This window comes from Pseudoxanthomonas sp. (assembly GCF_035999195.1).
GTDB lineage: Bacteria > Pseudomonadota > Gammaproteobacteria > Xanthomonadales > Xanthomonadaceae > Pseudoxanthomonas_A.
On record NZ_DASYGY010000009.1, the window covers coordinates 674848 to 694291 of the forward strand.

Here is a 19444-nt window from a genome sequence, read left to right on the forward strand (position 1 = left end):
TATGCAGCTCATGCGCCCGATGGCTCGCGTCCGCGGGCGACCGTCGCAGGTCGATCCGCAGGCAGCATCTCGGAAAGGCAGGCGCACCAAGGGTTTGCGACATGCGCGTGGAGATCACGCCCACGTCGAAGCCCTTCGCAGCGCAGGGCGATGTTGTTTGCGGTGCAGCATGGAATCGGCCGCGCTTGTCGGCAAGATGCCGCCACGCTCGCCATGGCGAGTACGCACTTCGACCGCACCACGCCGCCAGGGAATCCGAATGACCGCCAAGCCCCGCCTGTCCTTCTGGCAGATATGGAACATGTCGTTCGGCTTCCTCGGCATCCAGTTCGGATTCGCGCTGCAGGGCGGCTTCATGTCGAGGATCTTCCAGACGCTCGGCGCGGAGAAGGACGCCCTGCCCCTGCTGTGGATCGCCGCGCCACTGACCGGCCTGCTGGTGCAACCGGTGATCGGCTACTTCAGCGACCGTACCTGGCATCCGTGGCTGGGCCGTCGCCGCCCTTACTTCCTGGCCGGCGCGATCCTCAGTTCGATCGCGCTGGTCTTCATGCCGCACTCGCCGACGTTGTGGATCGCCGCCGGCCTGCTGTGGGTGCTGGATGCCAGCATCAACATCAGCATGGAACCGTTCCGCGCGCTGGTGGCCGACAAACTGCCGGAGGAACAGCGCTCCTACGGCTTCGTGCTGCAGACCCTGATCATCGGCATCGGCACCTGGGTGGCCAGCAACCTGCCGTGGTTCGTCACCCAGCTCGGCGTCCCGAACGAGGCCGGTCCGGGCGTGGTGCCGCCGTCGGTGAAGATCGCCTTCGCCATCGGCGCCTTCGTGTTCATGGCCAGCATCCTGGTGACCGTGCTCACCACGCGCGAGTATCCGCCGGAGGATCTGGAACGCTTCAAGGCGGAAAAGCGCGCGCAGGGCAATGTCGTCAGCGAGATCTTCCATCATGTGGTCCACATGCCCGCCCAGATGCGCCGGCTGGGCGTGGTGCAGTTTTTCAGCTGGCTGGCGTTCTTCGCCATGTGGAGCATGGCGACGCCCGGCCTGACCGAGCACGTGTTCAAGGCAGCCGCACCAGATCCCGCCGCGTTCGACATGGCGGTGCCGGCGCAGGCAGCGGCATTCCAGTCCGCCAACGCCGCGTTCCAGGACGCGGCGGACCTGGTGGGCTCGTACATGGGCTACTACGGCCTGTCGTCGATGCTGGTGGCCCTTCTGCTCAGCTTCTATGCCGCGCGCCTGCCGTTGAACCGGAAGGCCGTGCACGCCGGCTCGCTGGTGCTGGGTGGCCTGGGCTTCCTGTCGATGTGGTTCGTGCCGCAGCCGTCGTGGCTGATCGGCTCGTTCGCGCTGGTCGGGGTGGCCTGGGCCAGCATCCTGTCGATGCCGTACGCGCTGCTGTCCAGCCATGTGCCCGCGGAGAAGATGGGCATCTACATGGGCATCTTCAACATGTTCATCGTGGTACCGCAGATCGTGGCGGCGACCGTGCTCGGCCCGGCGTTGCGGGGCCTGTTCGACAACCAGGCGATCTTCGCCCTGGTCATCAGCGGGGCAAGCCTGCTGATCGCGGCGTTGTCGCTCGCCGGCGTGCGCGAAACCCGCGATGCCCCCTCCTCCATCCAGCCGCAGGTGCACTGATGCGTCTTCCCACCCCCCGCCCGCTCGCCCTGCTGCTGGCCTCGTTGCTGTCCGCGCCTGCGGCCGCGCTGGCCGCCGCGCCTGCCGATACGTTCTACGGCACCACCGAACCCTTCGCGAAGGAAGCCGTCTACTTCGTGCTGACCGATCGGTTCGTCAACGGCGACCCGTCGAACGACCAGCGCGACCAGGGCGGCAAGCACCGCACCTTCGACCGCCCCACCCCGGGCGCACCGGCCGGGCGGAGCGACAACGTCGGCTATCTGGGCGGCGACTTCAAGGGCGTGCTGGACAACGCCGGCTACATCCGCGACCTCGGTTTCACCTCGGTGTGGATCACCCCGATCGTCGACAACCCGGACGAAGCCTTCACCGGCGGCGACGAGGTGACGTGGGAAGGCATGTTCACCGACCGTGGCAAGACCGGCTACCACGGCTACTGGGGCATCAACTTCTACATGCTCGACGAGCACCTGCCCAGTGAAGGCCTCGACTTCGCCGGATTCACCCGTGGGATGAAGGAACAGAAGCTGGACGTGGTGCTGGATATCGTTGCCAACCACGGCTCGCCTGCCTACTCGATGCCGACGATGCAGCCGCAGTACGGCAAGCTCTGGGACAAGGACGGGAAACTGGTCGCCGACCACCAGAACCTGGATCCGGACAAGCTCGACCCGCGCCGCAAGCCGCTGCACGCGTTCTACAACACCGGCGGCGGACTGGCGCAGCTGTCGGACTTCAACGAACACAATCCGGCGGTGATGGACTATTTGGTCGGCGCGTACGAGCAGTGGATCGACCAGGGCGCCGCCGCGTTCCGCGTGGACACCATCGCCTGGATGCCGCACGCGTTCTGGAAGGAATTCGCCGACCGCATCCGCGCGAAGAATCCGGGCTTCTTCATGTTCGGCGAGAACTTCAACTACGACGCCGCCAGCATCGCCGGCCACACCTGGGCGCGCAACGGCCGCTACAGCGTGCTGGACTTCCCGCTGAAGGCGAAGCTGACCGAGGTCTTCGAGAAGCCCGGCACCGGCTTCGAGGAGATCGGCAAGGCGCTGTACCTGGAAGACGGCCCGTACGCCAATCCGTACGACCTCATGACGTTCTACGACAACCACGACATGGCGCGCATGAAGGCCAGCGATCAAGGCTTCATCGACGCGCACCACTGGCTGTTCACCGCGCGCGGCATTCCGGTGATCTACTACGGCTCGGAGGTGGGCTTCGAGCGCGGCAACGCCGAGCACGCGGGCAACCGCAATTACTTCGGCCAGGAACGCATCGACGCGGCACCGCAGAGCCCCATCTTCGCCCCGCTCAGGCGCATCGCCCAGTTGCGCCGGGACACGCCGGCCCTGCAGCGCGGCCTGCAGCTCAACGTGCGCCTGAAGGGCGACCAGGCGATCTTCTACCGCGTGCTCCAGCACGAGGGCATCAACCAGACGGCGCTGGTGCTGCTGAACAAGGCCGACGCGCCGGTGACGTTGTCGGTGTCCGATCACCTGCAGGCCGGCACCTGGCGCGATGCGTTCACCGGCAAGACCCAGCGCGTGCGCGACCGCCTGCAGGCGGACGTGCCGGCGCATGGCGTGCGCGTGTTCCTGCTGGACGCGCCGATCACCCGCGCCGACACCCGCGCGCGCCTGGCCGAACTGATGGAGCGCAAGTCGCCGAAAGCGGATTGAGCCAAGAAGACCGCTGTAGGAGCGACGTCAGTCGCGACCGCACACTTTGATTCCACATCACCGCAGGATCGTGCGACACGCTGTGAATTCCGACATCCGGCGCCGTCGGCGTTTCCTGATCCGTCTGGGGTGCGGTCGCGACTGACGTCGCTCCTACAGGAGACCCCTCATTTCACGGCGGTGGAACCGCGCAGCGCCAGCTTCACCGGGATGACCTGGCTTTCGGCCGGTTCGCCATCGATCAGCGCCAGCAGCGTTTCCACCAGCAAGGTGCCGGCGCGCTTGGTGTCCTGCTGCACGGTGGAGAGACCGGGGTTCATCGAACTGGCCAGCGGGATGTCGTCGAACCCGGCCACGGCGACATCCTCCGGCACCCGCTTTCCGTGCTCCATCAAGGCCTTCATCGCGCCGACCGCGATCAGATCGCTGGCGGCGAACACGGCATCGAACGCCACGCCCCGCGCGAGCAGCGCGCTGGCCGCTTCATGGCCCGACTGTTCGGTGGTGATCGCATCGACCTGCAGCGCGGGATCCGCCGTCAGGCCGGCCGCTTCCAGTGCCTGCCGGTGGCCCAGGTAGCGCTCGAAGAACTCCGGATAATGGTTGGAGGCGTGGCCGAGGAAGGCGATGCGGCGGCGACCCTGCGCGATCAGGTGCGCGGTGATGTCGTGGCCGCCCTGGGTGTTGTCGCAGCCGATCGACACGCCGGGCGTGTCCGGCTGCACGGCGCCCCAGCGGACGAAATGCGTGCCCTGCTCGACCAGGCGCTCCAGCCGGCCACGCGATTCGAGGTAGTCGCCGTAACCCAGCAGGATGATGCCGTCGGCCTTCTTGCTGTCCTCGTAGTCGGCCTGCCAGTCGTTGGACAGCTGCTGGAACGAGATCAGCAGGTCGTAGCCGCGCAACGCGCTGGCGCGGGTGATGCTGCCGAGCATCGACAGGAAGAACGGATTGATCGCCGATTCGTCCGGCGTCGGGTCCTCGAAGAACAGCAGCGCCAGCGTGCCGGAATGCTGACGGCGCAGGTTGGAGGCGTTCTTGTCGACCTTGTAGTTGAGCTGCTCGGCGATGGCGAGGATGCGCTTGCGCGTTTCCTCGTTGACCATCGGGCTGCCGCGCAGCGCGCGCGACACGGTGGGCTGCGACACGCCCGCCAGGTGGGCGATGTCCAGCGAGGTGGCCTTCCCCTTGATGGGCGCGATCACGGACGGCTTCGGCTACGGACGACGGAGGGCAGGATCATGCCACGCCCGGCCGCCGGCGGCGATCCGGGGGCGCGAGGCTTGCCCGGCTTTCCTCGCCCTTGTGGGAGCGACATAAGTCGCGAAAGGCCACTGGTAAAGCTTCATCGCGACTTACGTCGCTCCCACACGAGCAGTCGCAGCCGGCTTCCATCCACCGCTCAGGACTTGCCCGGCTTCGCCCGTGCAGTGCCGTGCAGCTGCACGCCATCGGCGTCGGTGACGCTGACGGACACGTCGATGCCGTGACGGACGCTCTCGGTCACCACGCAGAAGTTCTCGAACTGGGCCAGGATGCGTTCCAGGGAAGCGTGCGCCGCGCCGGCCTCGGCCAGCCGGATATCGGCGTGGAGGTGGCCGACCCGCAGCCGGCCCTGCTCGTTGCGCACCAGTTCCGCCGTGGCGTGCGTGACCAGCCTGCCGGGCGTGTTCCTGAACTTGCGCAGCGCGAACAGCAGGCTGGCCGACAGGCAGTTGGCCACCGCCGCCACCAGCAGCCGCGTCGGGTTCGGGCCCTCGCCCTTGCCCAGCGGCGGCGGCTCGTCCGCCATCAGGTCGGCGATGGTGGTGTCGTCGAAGCGGATGCGGAAGCTGTAGTCCTCTTCCTGTTCGAGGGTGATTCGGATCTCTTGCGACTCAGTCATGGACGGCTCCGTTCGATGGACAGCGGCAGGCATGGATCATGGCATTGCGCGCCGGTTCCAGGGCATCGCCGCCAACAGGCGCGCCATGCCGCAGAAACCGCTGACGCCGGCGAACACCAGCCCGGCGCCGACGAAGCCGGACAGCAGCAGACCATAAGGCGACAGCGTGGCCGCCACCAGCACGCCCGCCAGCACCAGCGAACCGGCGGCGATCTGCACCTGCCGCATCAGTTCGATCGGCTGGCGGCGGTCCTGCCGGACCGGCAGGCCGGCCCGCTTCCAGGCGTCCAGTCCGCCGGACATCAGGAACGCCTCGCATCCCGCCGCAGCCGCCAGCGTGGCGGCGTTGGCCTGCGTACGCACGCCGGAACGGCAATGGAAGATCACCGTCTTCGCGCTGCCCGTGGACAGCGACGCCGTCGGCTGCGAGACCGGCCACAGCATCGCGCCCGGGATGTGCTCGCGCGCATGTTCGTCGTGATTGCGGATGTCCACCAGCAGGGCGCCGTCGGCCAACAGCGCCTGGGCCTGTTCGGGTGAGATCGAGGGAATCGTCATGGGTGCCTCCTCAAGGGCAGTACAGGTCTTTCAACAGCGCCACGACCCGCGCCACGCGCGGTTCGGCGATGCGGTAGTAAACGCTCTGGGCCTCGCGCCGACTTTCGACCAGCCCGTCGTCGCGCATCCGGGCAAGATGCTGCGACAACGCGGACGGGCTGAGCCCGACCTGCTGCGCCAGTTCGCCCGCACTACACTCGCCCTGCGCGACCAGGGTGCACAGGACCAGCAGCCGGCCGTCATGCCCCAGTGCCCGCATCAACGCCGCCGCGTCGGCGGCGCTGGCGCGCAGCTGGTCCAGTTCTCGTTGCTTGAAGGGCATCGGGCTGCCTTTACTTAAGATGCCTCTTAATTTAGTATTTTCTAAATCAAAAGACAACCCCCAGCGGAGATCCCATGGCCACCCCTGCCCTGCACGCCTGGTTCGACGAGGCGACCAACACCGTCACCTACGTGGTCTGGGACCCGGCCACGCGCCATGCCGCGATCATCGATCCGGTGCTGGACTACGACCACCGCTCCGGGCGCGCCTCGCACCGCGCCGCGGACACGCTGCTCGGCTTCATCGCCGACCATGAGCTGGCGGTCCAGTGGATCCTGGAAACGCATGCGCATGCCGATCATCTCAGCGCCGCGCCCTACCTGAAGGAGAAGACCGGCGCCCCGGTCGGCATCGGCGAACACATCACCGAGGTGCAGCGCACGTTTGCGCCGGTGTTCGGACTGGACGATGTCAGCGGCGACGGCCGCGAGTTCGACCGCCTGTTCCGCGACGGCGAGATGTTCCCGCTCGGCGGGCTGCAGGTCGAGGTGATCCACACGCCCGGCCACACGCCGGCCTGCGTGTCCTACCGCATCGGCGATGCGGTGTTCGTCGGCGACACGCTGTTCATGCCCGACTACGGCACCGCGCGCGCGGACTTCCCGGGCGGCGATGCGCGCACTCTGTACCGTTCGATCCAGAAACTGCTGGCGCTGCCGGACGACACGCGCCTCTACCTGTGCCACGACTACAAGGCGCCGGGGCGCGACCACTACGCGTGGGAAACCACGGTCGCCGACGAAAAGTCACACAACGTCCACGTCGGCGGCGGCGTGGACGAGGACCGTTTCGTGGCGATGCGCGAAGCGCGCGATGCGACGCTGTCGGCACCGACGCTGCTGCTGCCGTCACTGCAGGTCAACATCCGCGCCGGCCGCCTGCCGGCGCCGGAAGACAATGGCCGACGCTACCTGAAGATCCCGCTCAAGCTCTGACCGCGCTCAGCCGCCCGGCGTGGCCGAGGCCCGATGGGCGGCGACCCCGGTTCCGCAGTCGGCGCCCAGCAGGTCCGACTGCGTCAACCAGGCGGGATCGGGGTAGTACGCGAACAGGAAGGACCCGCCGCGGATGCTGTCGATCAGCGGCTGCGCCACCGCGGTGCGCACCGCAGGGCACCCCAGGCTGCGCCCCAGCCGTCCCTGCGCGTTGACCAGCGCATCGCTGACATAGGGTGCGCCATGGATGACGATGGCGCGCTCGCGCGCCTTGTCGTTGAAGCCCGGCTCCAGCCCCTGCAGACGCAGCGAGTAGCCATTCGCACCGCGATAGGATTCCTGGGTGACGAAGGCCCCCAGGCTGGACATGTAACTGCCGGTGGCATTGGAGAAGCGTGTGGCCAGGTTCTCACCGGTGTTGCGTCCGTGCGCGACGCGTTCCTCGAACAGCAGGCGGGCGGCGTCCAGGTCGAATACCCACAGGCGCGGCTGGGTGGACGGCCGCGAATAGTCGATCACGCTGAGCCGGCGCATCGGTACGGACTCGCCGCGCCGGATCGAACAGGTCATCGCACGCGCCGCCAGGGACAGCACCTCGCGGTCGAGCGAGGGCGCCGCGCGGTGCAGTCGCTCGACCAGGCGCTCGGGGGTGACGACGGCGGTCGATCCGGCACGTGCGCCGGTGGCCGGCGAGAGCGCCGCGGCAGCGATGCACAGCGAAAGCAGCGAGGGGAATCGGTTCATGCGGAGGCCCGGATAGCGATGGATCACGCCGGCGTCCCGATTCCGTCCGCAAGGCTCAGCGCGGTACCGGAATGGGGTTGCCTTCGTCCGATTCCAAGACCGGCACGGAGGGCCGGTCATCCGGCGTTGCGCGCACGCCCGGCAGATCGGACAGCAGTACGGTCGTCCCGGGCTTCAGCACGCCGTACAGGCGACGGGCGAAATCCTGCGGGAGCCAGAACGAATCCCCCAGCGACCGCAGCGGCGGCATCGGCGCGCCTGCTTCGCCCAGTACGCGATGGGCCACCCAGCGGTGCTCCTTCTGCTGCGGATCGAGCAGGCTGGGCACGTCTTCCATCCCGGTCGTCATCACCAGCAGCACGGTGCCGTTGAGCGCGAAGTCGCGCACCATCTGCAGCGGCGCCGCACCGATCAGCACGCCATTGCGCAGCACCGAGACGCGCTGGTCGTACAGGCTGACCAGGATGCTGACCGGCCCCTCGGGCGAGGCGGACTCGTTCCAGTACACCTCGTAGGGCGCGAGCTCAGGATGCGCTGTCTGCCCCCCGGCGGTGACCGGCGCCAGCACGGCCGGATGCACCAGACTGGCCGGCGAAGCCTTGGCGTTCGCCACCACCACCGAGTCGCCGAAACGGGTGATGCCGAACAGCTTCTCGGCGAACGCCTGCGGCAGGCGGACGCAGCCGTGCGACGCCGGATAGCCCGGCAGGTGGCCGCCATGCAGCGCGATGCCGTCCCAGGTCAGCCGCTGCATGTAGGGCATCGGCGCATTGTTGTAGAGGTTGGAGCGGTGGTCCTTGTTCTTCTGCAGGATGGTGAACACCCCGGTCGGCGTGTCCTTGCCCGCCTTGCCCGAACTGATCGTCGACACGCCGATGGCGATGCCGTTGCGGTACACATAGGCGCGCTGCTCGTCCAGGCTGACCACCAGCACCACCGGACCCTCGGGCGCGATCTGCGGATACCACAGGAACTCGCCCGGCTCGAGCGCACGGACATCGGCCTGCGGCACCGCGGATTGCGCGTGCGAGATGGACGGCGTGGTCGCGGCGAACAACGCAGCGAGCAGGAGGGTGGACGACAGGGTGCGTTTCATGGGCGGGAGCTTATCGCAGGTCGCTCATGCATCGAATATAGCGACGCCCCTCTGTAGGAGCGACGTCAGTCGCGACCGCAGACTCGTGACCACTCGGAAATCCTGTCCACCATGTTCCCGTCCCGCACGAAAAAATCTCTCCATCAGGCCGGGCGGTCGCGACTGACGTCGCTCCTACAGGCGTATCAGCGTTCGACTAGGCCAGCAGGCGCTCGCGCAACGCGTCGTACTCGGCGGGGATCGGGTCGGCGTGTGCGGGACGCGCCAGCAGGTCGGCCAGTGCCGGTGGCACCTCGACGGTGCGGCCGATCAGGGGCTCCACCACGCTTTCGAACTTGGCCGGATGCGCAGTGGCCGCGACCGCCCAGTGACCGCGCACGCCTTGGGCGCGCAGGTCTTCCAGCACTTTCACGGCGGTTGCCGAGTGCGGGCAATGCACTTCGGCGTGGTCGCGGAACCGACGGGCGATCACCTCGCCGATGGTTGCGTCATCGACCGCGGACGCGCTGAACGCCGCGCGCAACGCCGCATCGTCGCCCGCGTAGAGCCAGCGCAGGCGCTCGAAGTTGCTGGGCGCGCCCACATCCATCGCATTCGCCAGCGTCGCCACGCTGGCCGTCGGTGCGTAGTCGCCACCGGCGAAGAAGTCGGGCAGTACCGCGTTGGCATTCGTCGCCAGGGCGATGCGTCCCAACGGCACGCCCAGTGCCCGCGCCAGGATCGCCGCCAGCGCGTTGCCCAGATTGCCGGTCGGGACGACAAGATTCAGTACTTCGCCGGTCGCCTCGCGATGCGTCAACGCCGCATGCGCGTAGTAACTCATCTGCGGCAGTAGCCGGCCCAGGCTGATGCTGTTGGCCGAACTCAGCGGTGCCTGCGCCTGCACGTGCGCGTCGTTGAGCGCCCGCTTCACCAGCGCCTGGCAGTCGTCGAACGAACCGGCCACGCGCAGCGCGGTGATGTTGTCGCCGAAGCAGCCCAGCTGGTGCGCCTGCCGCGGCGACACGCGTCCATCCGGATACAGCACCACCACGCGCAGGCCGGGCTGCCGATGGAAGGCCGCAGCCACGGCCGCGCCGGTATCGCCGGACGTGGCGACGAGGATCGTCAGTGGCTTGCCCGCATCGCGCCGCAGCCGCGTCATGCTCGCGGCGAGAAAGCGCGCGCCGAAATCCTTGAATGCCGCCGTCGGGCCATGGAACAGCTCCAGCACATGATCGTCCGGCGTTCCGAGCGGGCGCAGCGGCGCCGGAAAATCGAAGGCTTCGCGGCAGATCGCCGCCAGCTCGCCCCCCAGCGCGTCGCCGGCGAAGAACGGCGCCAGCAGCGTGGCCGCGGTGTCGGCGATGTCGCGCCCGGCGACCAGGTCGCGGGGCGGCGGAAGTGCGTCGGGAACATACAGTCCGCCATCGGGCGCGAGTCCGGCCGCGATGGCCTGGCTGAGCGTGGCGGCGGGTGCGGTGTTGCGGGTCGAGATGAAGTTCATGGTCTGTCGTAGGCAAGGCGCCCCGCGCAGCGCGGGACGACCGGGTGGGACGTCAGTCGGCGGGCAGCAGTTCGGCGCCGGTCGCATTGATCGGCGACACCCAGGCCTGGCTGTCGAAACCGGCGGCGGCGAAGACCGCCTGGACAGCGGGCGCCGCGATTTCCGCCTCGCCGCGCGACTCGAACCACGCGAACACGCTGGGCCCGGCGCCGGAAATGCTGGCGCCCATCGCGCCGGCGTCCAGCGCCGCCCGCTTGGCCGCCTCGAAACCGACGATCAGCGGTGCGCGACGCGGTTCGACCAGCACATCGCGCAGGCCGTCGCGCACCAGCGCGGCATCGCCCGCATGGCAGCCGGCCAGCACCAGCGCCAGGTTGGCGCTCTGCGCGACGAATTCCTTCAGTTCGTAGGCGCCCTGCAGCGCGGCGCGTGCGCGGCGCGTTTCGAGGATGGCCTCCGGATGCACGAGCACGCTGTGCCAGTGCTCCGGCACGGGCACGCGCACCAGACGGTCAGCCGTGGACAGGACCAGTCCACCGAGCAGCATCGGCCCGAGGTTGTCGCCATGCTTGCCGCCGCTGGCGACGGCCTCGCCGACCAGCGCATGCGGATACAGCTGTTCGTGCGTCAGCGGCGCATCGAGCAGCGCATTGGCCGCGACCAGTGCCGCCACGCATGAGGCGGCGGAACCGCCCATGCCGGAACCGAGCGGAATGCCCTTGTCGATCTCGACCTCGAAGCCGAACGGCAACGCCAGCGCCTGCCGCAGCGAGATCAATGCCGCGCCCGCCGTGTTTCCCGGCGCATCCAGCGGCAGGTCGACGGTGGCGCCGCGGATCGCGGCGATGCGCACCTCCGGCGTGTCGAGGCGACGGACCGTCACCGTGTCGCCGACGCCTTCGATCACATGGCCCAGGATGTCGAACCCCACACCGACGTTGCCCACCGATGCCGGCGAGAACGCCGTCGCCTGCGTCCTCATGCGGCGGAACTCCTCGTTTGCCCGTCGTCATGGCGAGAAGCGGTTAGACACGGATCGACACGGATCAAGGCGGATGAGAGCGCTGACGCTAAGGCAGCGAATCCGGGGGTACTTCGACGCGTCGTGCCCGGCTGCACCGGTGCGTCTTGCGCACCGACTGCACGTCTTCCATCTGCTTCTATCCGCTTTGATCCGTGTCGCAAAACGCTTCTCCCCAAATTCACAGCTTCGCCCCCTGCCCTGCCGCCACCCGCAGCACGTCGGCGAAGACGCCGGCGGCGGTGACTTCCGGACCTGCGCCCGGGCCCTGCACGATCAGCGGATTGTCGCAGTAACGGCGGGTGGTGAACTGCACGATGTTGTCGGTCAGGCGCAGGTTGCCGAACGCATGCGTCGCCGGCAGTTCCACCAGACCGACGCTTGCGCGGCCGGCCTCGTCCAGCCGTGCGACGTAGCGCAACACGTTGCCGGCCGTGCACGCCTTCGCCAGCCGCGCGGCGAACCCGGCATCGACCTCGCCCAGCCGCGCCATGAAGTCGTCGACGCTGGCCTGCCGCAACGCCTCCGGTACCAGGCTCTCGACCTGGACGTCTTCCAGCGCCAGTTCGCGGTCGGCCTCGCGCGCCAGAATCACCAGCTTGCGCGCCACGTCGGTGCCGGACAGGTCATCGCGTGGATCCGGCTCGGTATAGCCCAGGCCGCGCGCCTCGGTGACCAGCTGCGAGAACGGCACGCTGCCGTCGAAGCGGTTGAACAGCCACGCCAGCGTGCCGGAGAAGATGCCTTCCACCGACAACACCGTGTCGCCGGTGTCCAGCAGATCGCGCAGCGTGGAGATCACCGGCAGGCCGGCGCCCACCGTGGCCTCGTAACGGAAGCGCGCGCCGCTGGTGGCGGCCGCATCGCGAATGGCGTGGTAGCGCGCAAGCGGGCCGGCGCCGGCCTGCTTGTTGGGCGTGATCACGTGGATGCCGGCCGCCAGCCAGTCGGCGTAACGGTCCGCCACCACCGGACTGGCGCTGCAGTCCACGATCACCGCATGCGGCATGTGCGCCGACAGCAGGTGCTGGGTGAAGCGGTCCAGGTCGGCCGGCTGCGGACTGGCCTCGAAGCGCGCACGCCAGTCCGCGCCGATGCTGCGCTCGTCCAGCAGCATGCGCGTGCTGGACGCGATCGCGCGCAGTCGCAGGTCGAGGTTGGCCTTGCCGAGCAGCTGCGGCTGCGCCAGGCGCAGCTGTTCGATCAACGCGCCGCCGACGTTGCCCGGCCCGATCACGCCGACCGCGAAGGTCTGCGGCGACAGCCAGAAGCCGGCATGCGCCGCACGCAGCGCCTTGGTCGCATCGGCACTGTCGATGGCCACGGAGATGTTGCGTTCGGACGAGCCCTGCGCGATCGCCAGGATGTTGACCTGGGCCCGGCCCAGCGCGCCGAACAGCCGTGCGGACACACCGGGCGTACCGGCCATGCCGTCGCCGACCGCCGCCAGCACGCTCACGCCGTCGCGACGCTGCACGCGCTGGATCTGGCGAGTGTCGAGTTCGTGCGCGAACGCGTCCAGCAGCGCCGCCTGCCCCTTCGCCGCTTCGCTGGCCCTGACCACGCAGCAGATCGAATGCTCCGACGAGCCCTGCGAGATCATCACCACCGACACATGCGCGTTGCGCAAGGCCGCGAACACACGCTCGGCGGTGCCAGGCACGCCGATCAGGCCGGTGCCTTCCAGGTTGAGCAGCGCCAGGTCGGCGCTCAGCGTCAGTCCCTTCACCGGCCCCACCGCGTCGCGCTCGGCGGTGATGCGCGTGCCCGGATGCTCCGGATGGAAGGTGTTGCGGATGATGATGGGCAGGCCGCGTTCCATCGCCGGCGACATGGTCTGCGGATGCACGACCTTGGCGCCGAAGTACGCCAGTTCGCAGGCCTCGTCGTAGCTCAGCGCGCCGAGCTGCACCGCTTCGGGCACCACCCGCGGGTCCGCCGACAGCACGCCGTCGACGTCGGTCCAGATGTGCAGCTCGGCGGCGTCGTACAGCGCGGCGAAGATCGCCCCCGAGTAATCGCTGCCGTTGCGTCCGAGGGTGGTGAAGCGACCCTCGCGATCGCGCGCGACGAACCCGGTGGCCACCACCCGGCGCTGCGGATGGGTGGCCTGCCACGCTGCCAGCCGCTGCGCGCTGGTCTCCCAGTCGACCACCACGCCGAGTTCGCCGTGATCGACGCGCAGCACTTCGCGCGCATCGAGCACCGCGCAGTCCTCGCCCTGCAGGGACAGGTACTCGCCCAGCAGGCGCGCGGAACAGACTTCGCCCAGGCCCTGCACGCGCTGCAGGACCAGCTCCGGCAGGCCACCGATGACGATCAGCGCGTTGAGGATCTCCTCCAGTCGCTTGAACCGCTCGTCCACCCATTCGATCACCGGCCCCGCCGCCTCGCCGAGCAGCGCGACGGCCGCGCCGCGGTGGCGCGCGCGCAGGGCGTGCCAGGCGTCATGCCATTCCGGTCGGTTCTCCGCCGCCAGCTCGCAGAGTTCGATCAGCGCGTCGGTGACGCCCTTCATCGCCGACACCACCGTGACCTGCACGTCCTCGTCGCGCGCCAGCAGCAACTGCGCCACGTGGCGGTAGCGCTCGGCGTCGGCGACGGAGGTGCCGCCGAACTTGTGGACGACGGTGCGCGGTTTGGGCTGTTCGACTTCGGCGTTGCGGGACGACATGGGTCAGGAACCTCGGGTAGGAGGCCCGGCACGGCATCAGGAAGTGGGGTGGCCCTGCATCCTGATCCGGGTGCGGGGCCGTGGTCTGCGGTTTACGCGAACACAACCAGCCGCACCCGACGAGTCAGGGTGGTAATGGTGGTGGTAATGGACGTGCATCCGGCATCCGCGCGCCCCATCGCCGGCAACGGGGCCGGCGTGGACAACATGGCGTGCGAGGCATGCGGGTGCATGGACGAAGAAAAGCACGCCACCCCGGGGGGCTGTCAAGCGTTGCGACGCAACAAACCCAGGGATTTCATATGGATGCAACTGAAACCAATGGCGTGCGCCCTACAGCGTGCGGGTCATGAAGACGCTGTTCGGGTCCTCGGCATAATCGCCGAACGGGGCACAGGGAACGAAGCCTGCGCGCGTGTACAGCGCACGTGCCCGTGCGAAGTACGCCATCGATCCGGTTTCCAGGCTCAGTCGCCCGTACCGGCGCCGGCGGGCCTCGCCGACGATATGGTCGAGCATCCGCTGCGCGACGCCTTGGCGAAGATGCGTCTGCGCCGTGCGCATCGACTTCACTTCACCATGGCCCGCATCCAACGCGCGCAAGGCACCGCAGCCGGCCAGCGTCTCGCCATCCCACACCGCCCAGAAGCTGATGTCGCTCCCGCGCAGCGCGTCGAGGTCGAGCGCGTGCACGCTCTCCGGTGGCGACGTGCGATGCATCCAGTCCAGATGCTCCCGCAACAGGGCGGCGACAGCGGGATGACGAAGATCGTCGAGGCGGATGTCCATGCGGGCCGTCAGGTGGGGGACCGACGCCACAGTGCCACGCGGACCGCGGGCGGACCATGGCCTGCGCGTCCATGCGTCGTGCCGCGGCCCGCTTCGTGCGAGAATCGGCGCCGATGGCCCCGTAGCTCAGCTGGATAGAGCGGTCCCCTCCTAAGGGACAGGTCGTGCGTTCGAATCGCGCCGGGGTCACCATCTTTCCCATCGCCGCGCCGGCTGCGCGCCTCGGCGAATCGACGATCGATCCGTTCCCGCATCGGCAATCCGAGCAAAGCCCGGCACCGAATCATCGGCGTTCCGCGCAATCGTCGATGGGCCCGGAATCACTGGAAAAACACGGACTTACGCGAGGTCCTTCGGGCCGTCTCTGGTAGAATCGCGCACCTCTTCCGATGCTGCGCCTTCCGGCGGCATCCCGCGCAACGACCCTGGAGCTTCCATGCCTGCTGACCTCCTCAAGGCCCTCGGCCTTGCCCCCACCAACTCCGGCACCTACCTCGGCAGCGGTGAGTGGTCCACGACCACCGACGCCGGCCTGCTGCAGTCGATCAACCCGACCACCAACGAGGTGATCGCCGAAGTCTACGCCAGCAGCCAGGCCGACTACGAGAAGGTCGTCGCCCGCGCGCAGGCCGCGTTCAAGATCTGGCGCACCACCCCGGCGCCGCGTCGCGGCGAAGCCATCCGCCTGTGCGGCGAAGCCCTGCGCAGGCACAAGGACGCGCTGGGTTCGCTGGTCGCGCTGGAAATGGGCAAGAGCAAGCCCGAGGGCGACGGCGAAGTGCAGGAGATGATCGACATCGCCGACTTCGCCGTGGGCCAGAGCCGCATGCTGTACGGCTACACCATGCACTCCGAACGTCCCGGCCACCGCATGTACGAGCAGTACCAGCCGCTGGGCCTGGTCGGCATCATCAGCGCGTTCAACTTCCCGGTCGCGGTGTGGGCGTGGAACGCGTTCCTGGCCGGCATCTGCGGCGACATCTGCATCTGGAAGCCGTCCAACAAGACGCCGCTGACCGCCATCGCCAGCATGAAGATCTGCAACGAGGCGCTGAAGGAAGGCGGGTTCCCGGACATCTTCTTCCTGATCAACGACGCCGGCGTGGAACTGGCGCAGCAGTTCGTCGACGACAAGCGCATCCCGCTGATCAGCTTCACCGGTTCCACCCAGGTGGGCCGCACCGTCGGCGAGCGCGTCGCGCGCCGCATGGGCCGCAGCCTGCTGGAACTGGGCGGCAACAACGCCATCATCCTGGACGAGACCGCCGACCTGAAGCTGGCCATCCCCGGCATCGTGTTCGGCGCGGTCGGCACCGCGGGCCAGCGCTGCACCACCACGCGCCGCCTGATCGTGCACGAATCCATCTACGACACCGTGCTGGCCACGCTGATCAAGGCGTACAAGCAGGTGGAAGGCAAGATCGGCGATCCGCTGGATCCGGCCAACCTGATGGGTCCGCTCAACAGCCAGGCGGCCGTGCAGCAGTTCCTGGACTCCATCGCCAAGGCCAGGGCCAGCGGCGGCACCGTCGAAACCGGCGGCACCGCGATCGACCGACCCGGCAACTTCGTGCTGCCGGCCATCGTCACCGGCCTGAAGAACTCGGACGAGGTGGTCCAGCACGAGACCTTCGCGCCGATCCTGTACGTCATGAAGTACAAGACGCTGGACGAGGCCATCGACATGCAGAACGCCGTGCCGCAGGGCCTGTCGTCGTCGATCTTCACCCAGAACCTGAAGGCGGCCGAGCAGTTCCTGTCGGCGGCCGGCAGCGACTGCGGCATCGCCAACGTCAACATCGGCACCAGCGGCGCCGAGATCGGCGGTGCGTTCGGTGGCGAGAAGGAAACCGGCGGCGGCCGCGAGTCCGGTTCGGACGCGTGGAAGGTCTACATGCGCCGGCAGACCAACACCATCAACTACTCCGACTCGCTGCCGCTGGCGCAGGGCATCAAGTTCGACCTCTGATCCGCCGCGCCGCCGGCATGCCCGCATGCCGGCCGCCCCGGACGGGCCTGCATCTGGGATAATCGCGCCACCTTGCCGGGTGGCGCGTTTTTTTTGGCTGCCCGATCCCGCGCCATCGCCTCCCTGACCCCTGCACGGAGTTCCTGATGAACCAAGCCCGCACCACCAGCAGCCTCGCCACCGCCAGCCTCGTGTCCGGCATCCTGGGCTGGACCCTGCTGCCCTTCATCGGCACGATCGTGGCCATCATCACCGGCCACATGGCACGCGCCGAGATCCGCCGCAGTGCGGGCACGCTGGACGGCGACGGCATGGCCATCGGCGGGCTGATCCTGGGATGGGTATCGGCGCTGCTGTGGGTGGTCGGCATCGCGGTGATCTTCCTGTTCCTGGGCGGGATGGCCTGGCTGGCGACGTTGAACTGAGCCCGCGCGCGTCCATGTATTCGTTCGCCCGCCCCTTCCTCTTCGGCCTCGATGCCGAGACCGCCCATGGCATGGGCCTGAAGGCGCTCGACCTGGCCTACCGCACCGGCACCACGCCGCTGGTGGCGCGCCCCATCGCCCCCATGCCGACCAAGCTGATGGGCCTGACCTTTCCCAATCCGGTGGGCCTGGCCGCCGGCATGGACAAGAACGGCGCGCACATCGACGCGCTGTTCGCGCTGGGGTTCGGCTTCGTCGAGATCGGCACGGTCACGCCCAAGCCGCAGCCGGGCAATCCGAAGCCGCGCATGTTCCGCCTGCCGGAGCACCAGGCCGTCATCAACCGCCTCGGCTTCAACAACGACGGCGTCGATGCGCTGGTCCGCAACGTCGAACGCGCGCGCCGCGACCGCGGCCTGCTCGGCATCAACATCGGCAAGAACAAGGACACCTCCAACGAGCGTGCCGCGTCCGACTATCTGTACTGCCTGGAACGCGTCTACCCGCTGGCGGACTACATCACCGTCAACATTTCATCGCCCAACACCGCCGGCCTGCGCGAGCTGCAGGAAGAACAGGCACTGCGCCAGCTGATCGGCACGCTGCGCGAGGCGCAGGAAGACCTGGCCGCACAGCACGGCAAGCGTGTGCCGATGCTGGTCAAGATCGCGCCCGACCTGTCCGACAGCGACATCGACGCGGTGGCCCGGGTGCTGGGCGACATGCAGGTGGACGGCGTCATCGCCACCAACACCACCGTCTCGCGCCTGAGCGTGCAGGACCATCCGCACGCGCGCGAAACCGGCGGCCTGTCCGGCGCACCGCTGATGGGCCAGGCCACGCTGGTGCTGCGCCGCCTGCGCACGCGCCTGCCGCACAGCATCCCGCTGATCGGCGTGGGCGGCATCCTGTCCGGCGCCGACGCGGTGGCGAAGATGTCCGCCGGCGCGTCGCTGGTGCAGTGCTACACCGGCCTGGTCTACCGCGGCCCCGAGCTGATCCGCGAATGCGTGGAAGCCATCCGCCGCCGTCGCGAAGCGCCCAGCGGCGGTCCGGTGGCGCCGGAATGACGCCAGGCTATCGCGTCACCGCCCATGCGTCGTTGCGCGAGCGCACGACCTTCGGCGTTCCCGCGCGGGCGCCGTGGCTGATCGAGGTCGATGATGCGGCGGCGCTGGACGAGGTCCTCGCGCTGCCGCAGGCGACCGAGAACACTCCGCTGGTGATCGGCGGCGGCAGCAACCTGCTGTTCGCCGGCGACGCACCGGGTGCCGTCATCGCGATGGCCACGCGCGGCCTGCGCGTCCTGTCCGACGATGGCGACCATGCGCTCGTGCGGGCCGATGCCGGCGTGGCCTGGCATCCGCTGGTGATGTGGACGCTCGAACAGGGCCTGTGCGGCCTGGAGAACCTGGCGCTCATTCCGGGTACCGCCGGCGCCTCGCCGATCCAGAACATCGGCGCCTACGGCACCGAGGTGGGCGAGTTCATCCATGGCGTCGACGCCTTCGACCGCCACGCCGGCACGCGCGTGCGGCTGGACCGCGACGCCTGCGCGTTCGCCTATCGCGACAGCGTGTTCAAACACGATCCCGACCGCTATCTGGTGACCGCGGTGGAATTCCTGCTGCCGCGCCGACCCGCGCTGCGGCTGGACTATGCAGGCATCCGGGACGAGCTGGGGGCGATGGGCATCGCTGATCCGACCGCACGCGACGTAGCCGACGCTGTGATCCGCATCCGCCAGCGCAAGCTGCCCGACCCCGCCGTGGTCGGCAACGCGGGCAGCTTCTTCAAGAATCCGATCGTCTCGCAGGCGCAGGCCGATGCGCTGCAGGTCGACTACCCCACCCTGCCCGTCTTCCGCGGCGATGCCGCCCACAACCGCAAGCTGTCGGCGGCGTGGATGATCGAGGCCTGTGGCTGGAAGGGATACCGCGACGGCGACACCGGTGTGTCCGCCGCGCATGCGCTGGTGCTGGTCAATCACGGCGAGGCGACCGGCGCGCAGCTGTTGGCGCTGGCCAGGAAGATCGCCGCGTCGGTGCAGGCGCGCTTCGGCGTGGCCATCGAGCCGGAACCGAAGATCATCGGGGCGAGCTGGTAGCCCCTCCCATGATCCTCATCCTGCCTCGGATACAGTTCCCTCCCCCGCGTGCGGGGGAGGGTTGGGGTGGGGGGGATGCCGAAGCCGACCGCCCTCGGCA

General features: G+C 68.6%; 17 protein-coding genes and 1 tRNA gene. 8 read left to right on the plus strand and 10 right to left on the minus strand.

All coding sequences use genetic code 11. The annotated features are described in order from the left end of the window. Positions 1–259 precede the first annotated feature (259 nt). Together VGN58_RS10315 and VGN58_RS10320 are read left to right on the plus strand one after the other, a co-directional pair. On the plus strand, positions 260–1645 hold the full coding sequence (locus VGN58_RS10315; protein WP_327483155.1) for an MFS transporter: 1386 nt from the start codon (positions 260–262) through the stop codon (positions 1643–1645). After that, positions 1645–3333: an alpha-amylase family glycosyl hydrolase gene (locus tag VGN58_RS10320; RefSeq protein ID WP_327483156.1), complete on the plus strand. Its 1689-nt coding sequence runs from the start codon at positions 1645–1647 to the stop codon at positions 3331–3333. Before VGN58_RS10315 ends, VGN58_RS10320 begins: the two co-directional genes overlap by 1 nt. A 167-nt stretch (positions 3334–3500) precedes the next feature. Here the strand turns inward: VGN58_RS10320 and VGN58_RS10325 are convergent, their stop codons facing one another. The 4 genes from VGN58_RS10325 to VGN58_RS10340 all read right to left on the minus strand — a co-directional run bounded on the left by VGN58_RS10325 (position 3501) and on the right by VGN58_RS10340 (position 6098). Continuing rightward, the gene (locus VGN58_RS10325) at positions 3501–4535 is read right to left on the minus strand and encodes a LacI family DNA-binding transcriptional regulator (protein ID WP_327484626.1); all 1035 of its coding nucleotides are present in this window, start codon (positions 4533–4535) and stop codon (positions 3501–3503) included. 200 nt (positions 4536–4735) lie between these two features. Continuing rightward, on the minus strand, positions 4736–5218 hold the full coding sequence (locus VGN58_RS10330; RefSeq protein WP_327483157.1) for an OsmC family protein: 483 nt from the start codon (positions 5216–5218) through the stop codon (positions 4736–4738). A gap of 36 nt (positions 5219–5254) precedes the next feature. Next, positions 5255–5776, minus strand: coding sequence for a rhodanese family protein (locus VGN58_RS10335; RefSeq protein ID WP_327483158.1), 522 nt, complete (start codon positions 5774–5776; stop codon positions 5255–5257). 10 nt (positions 5777–5786) lie between these two features. Then, positions 5787–6098, minus strand: coding sequence for a metalloregulator ArsR/SmtB family transcription factor (locus VGN58_RS10340; protein WP_327483159.1), 312 nt, complete (start codon positions 6096–6098; stop codon positions 5787–5789). Positions 6099–6172: 74 nt separating this feature from the next. Here VGN58_RS10340 and VGN58_RS10345 point away from each other — a divergent pair, with 74 nt between their 5' ends. Then, entirely contained in the window at positions 6173–7033 is an 861-nt protein-coding gene (locus tag VGN58_RS10345) for an MBL fold metallo-hydrolase (protein ID WP_327483160.1), read from the plus strand. A 6-nt stretch (positions 7034–7039) separates the two neighbouring features. On the opposite strand, the gene VGN58_RS10350 is transcribed toward VGN58_RS10345, so the two are convergent. The 6 genes from VGN58_RS10350 to VGN58_RS10375 all read right to left on the minus strand — a co-directional run bounded on the left by VGN58_RS10350 (position 7040) and on the right by VGN58_RS10375 (position 14843). Further along, complete coding sequence (locus tag VGN58_RS10350; RefSeq protein WP_327483161.1) at positions 7040–7777, minus strand: murein L,D-transpeptidase catalytic domain family protein; 738 nt, start codon at positions 7775–7777, stop codon at positions 7040–7042. Positions 7778–7832: 55 nt separating this feature from the next. Continuing rightward, positions 7833–8873, minus strand: coding sequence for a L,D-transpeptidase (locus tag VGN58_RS10355; protein ID WP_327483162.1), 1041 nt, complete (start codon positions 8871–8873; stop codon positions 7833–7835). Between the two features lie 196 nt (positions 8874–9069). Further along, positions 9070–10359, minus strand: a complete 1290-nt coding sequence (gene thrC, locus VGN58_RS10360; protein WP_327483163.1) for a threonine synthase — start codon at positions 10357–10359, stop codon at positions 9070–9072. A gap of 52 nt (positions 10360–10411) precedes the next feature. Next, the gene (locus tag VGN58_RS10365) at positions 10412–11341 is read right to left on the minus strand and encodes a homoserine kinase (protein ID WP_327483164.1); all 930 of its coding nucleotides are present in this window, start codon (positions 11339–11341) and stop codon (positions 10412–10414) included. A gap of 220 nt (positions 11342–11561) precedes the next feature. After that, positions 11562–14054, minus strand: coding sequence for a bifunctional aspartate kinase/homoserine dehydrogenase I (gene thrA / locus VGN58_RS10370; protein WP_327483165.1), 2493 nt, complete (start codon positions 14052–14054; stop codon positions 11562–11564). A gap of 333 nt (positions 14055–14387) precedes the next feature. After that, positions 14388–14843 (minus strand): GNAT family N-acetyltransferase, encoded by a 456-nt coding sequence (locus VGN58_RS10375; protein WP_327483166.1) that lies wholly within the window; start codon positions 14841–14843, stop codon positions 14388–14390. A 115-nt stretch (positions 14844–14958) separates the two neighbouring features. Here VGN58_RS10375 and VGN58_RS10380 point away from each other — a divergent pair. From VGN58_RS10380 to murB, 5 genes are all read left to right on the plus strand, one after another. Further along, a tRNA-Arg gene (locus VGN58_RS10380) sits at positions 14959–15035 on the plus strand. 244 nt (positions 15036–15279) lie between these two features. Further along, positions 15280–16812 carry an aldehyde dehydrogenase family protein gene (locus VGN58_RS10385; RefSeq protein WP_327483167.1) on the plus strand — a complete coding sequence of 511 codons (1533 nt, stop codon included), beginning with the start codon at positions 15280–15282 and terminating at the stop codon, positions 16810–16812. A gap of 146 nt (positions 16813–16958) precedes the next feature. Then, on the plus strand, positions 16959–17237 hold the full coding sequence (locus VGN58_RS10390) for a DUF4190 domain-containing protein (protein ID WP_327483168.1): 279 nt from the start codon (positions 16959–16961) through the stop codon (positions 17235–17237). A gap of 14 nt (positions 17238–17251) precedes the next feature. Further along, the gene (locus tag VGN58_RS10395) at positions 17252–18307 is read left to right on the plus strand and encodes a quinone-dependent dihydroorotate dehydrogenase (RefSeq protein WP_327483169.1); all 1056 of its coding nucleotides are present in this window, start codon (positions 17252–17254) and stop codon (positions 18305–18307) included. Continuing rightward, positions 18304–19344 (plus strand): UDP-N-acetylmuramate dehydrogenase, encoded by a 1041-nt coding sequence (gene murB / locus VGN58_RS10400; protein WP_327483170.1) that lies wholly within the window; start codon positions 18304–18306, stop codon positions 19342–19344. Before VGN58_RS10395 ends, murB begins: the two co-directional genes overlap by 4 nt. Positions 19345–19444 lie beyond the last annotated feature (100 nt).

What these genes read in the sequence shown, in the direction of transcription:
- VGN58_RS10315 (WP_327483155.1), top strand. Translation starts at nt 260, where the DNA reads ATGACCGCCAAGCCCCGCCTGTCCTTCTGGCAGATATGGAACATGTCG.
- VGN58_RS10320 (WP_327483156.1), top strand. Translation starts at nt 1,645, where the DNA reads ATGCGTCTTCCCACCCCCCGCCCGCTCGCCCTGCTGCTGGCCTCGTTG.
- VGN58_RS10330 (WP_327483157.1), bottom strand. Translation starts at nt 5,218, where the DNA reads ATGACTGAGTCGCAAGAGATCCGAATCACCCTCGAACAGGAAGAGGAC.
- VGN58_RS10335 (WP_327483158.1), bottom strand. Translation starts at nt 5,776, where the DNA reads ATGACGATTCCCTCGATCTCACCCGAACAGGCCCAGGCGCTGTTGGCC.
- VGN58_RS10340 (WP_327483159.1), bottom strand. Translation starts at nt 6,098, where the DNA reads ATGCCCTTCAAGCAACGAGAACTGGACCAGCTGCGCGCCAGCGCCGCC.
- VGN58_RS10345 (WP_327483160.1), top strand. Translation starts at nt 6,173, where the DNA reads ATGGCCACCCCTGCCCTGCACGCCTGGTTCGACGAGGCGACCAACACC.
- VGN58_RS10350 (WP_327483161.1), bottom strand. Translation starts at nt 7,777, where the DNA reads ATGAACCGATTCCCCTCGCTGCTTTCGCTGTGCATCGCTGCCGCGGCG.
- VGN58_RS10355 (WP_327483162.1), bottom strand. Translation starts at nt 8,873, where the DNA reads ATGAAACGCACCCTGTCGTCCACCCTCCTGCTCGCTGCGTTGTTCGCC.
- thrC (WP_327483163.1), bottom strand. Translation starts at nt 10,359, where the DNA reads ATGAACTTCATCTCGACCCGCAACACCGCACCCGCCGCCACGCTCAGC.
- VGN58_RS10365 (WP_327483164.1), bottom strand. Translation starts at nt 11,341, where the DNA reads ATGAGGACGCAGGCGACGGCGTTCTCGCCGGCATCGGTGGGCAACGTC.
- thrA (WP_327483165.1), bottom strand. Translation starts at nt 14,054, where the DNA reads ATGTCGTCCCGCAACGCCGAAGTCGAACAGCCCAAACCGCGCACCGTC.
- VGN58_RS10375 (WP_327483166.1), bottom strand. Translation starts at nt 14,843, where the DNA reads ATGGACATCCGCCTCGACGATCTTCGTCATCCCGCTGTCGCCGCCCTG.
- VGN58_RS10385 (WP_327483167.1), top strand. Translation starts at nt 15,280, where the DNA reads ATGCCTGCTGACCTCCTCAAGGCCCTCGGCCTTGCCCCCACCAACTCC.
- VGN58_RS10390 (WP_327483168.1), top strand. Translation starts at nt 16,959, where the DNA reads ATGAACCAAGCCCGCACCACCAGCAGCCTCGCCACCGCCAGCCTCGTG.
- VGN58_RS10395 (WP_327483169.1), top strand. Translation starts at nt 17,252, where the DNA reads ATGTATTCGTTCGCCCGCCCCTTCCTCTTCGGCCTCGATGCCGAGACC.
- murB (WP_327483170.1), top strand. Translation starts at nt 18,304, where the DNA reads ATGACGCCAGGCTATCGCGTCACCGCCCATGCGTCGTTGCGCGAGCGC.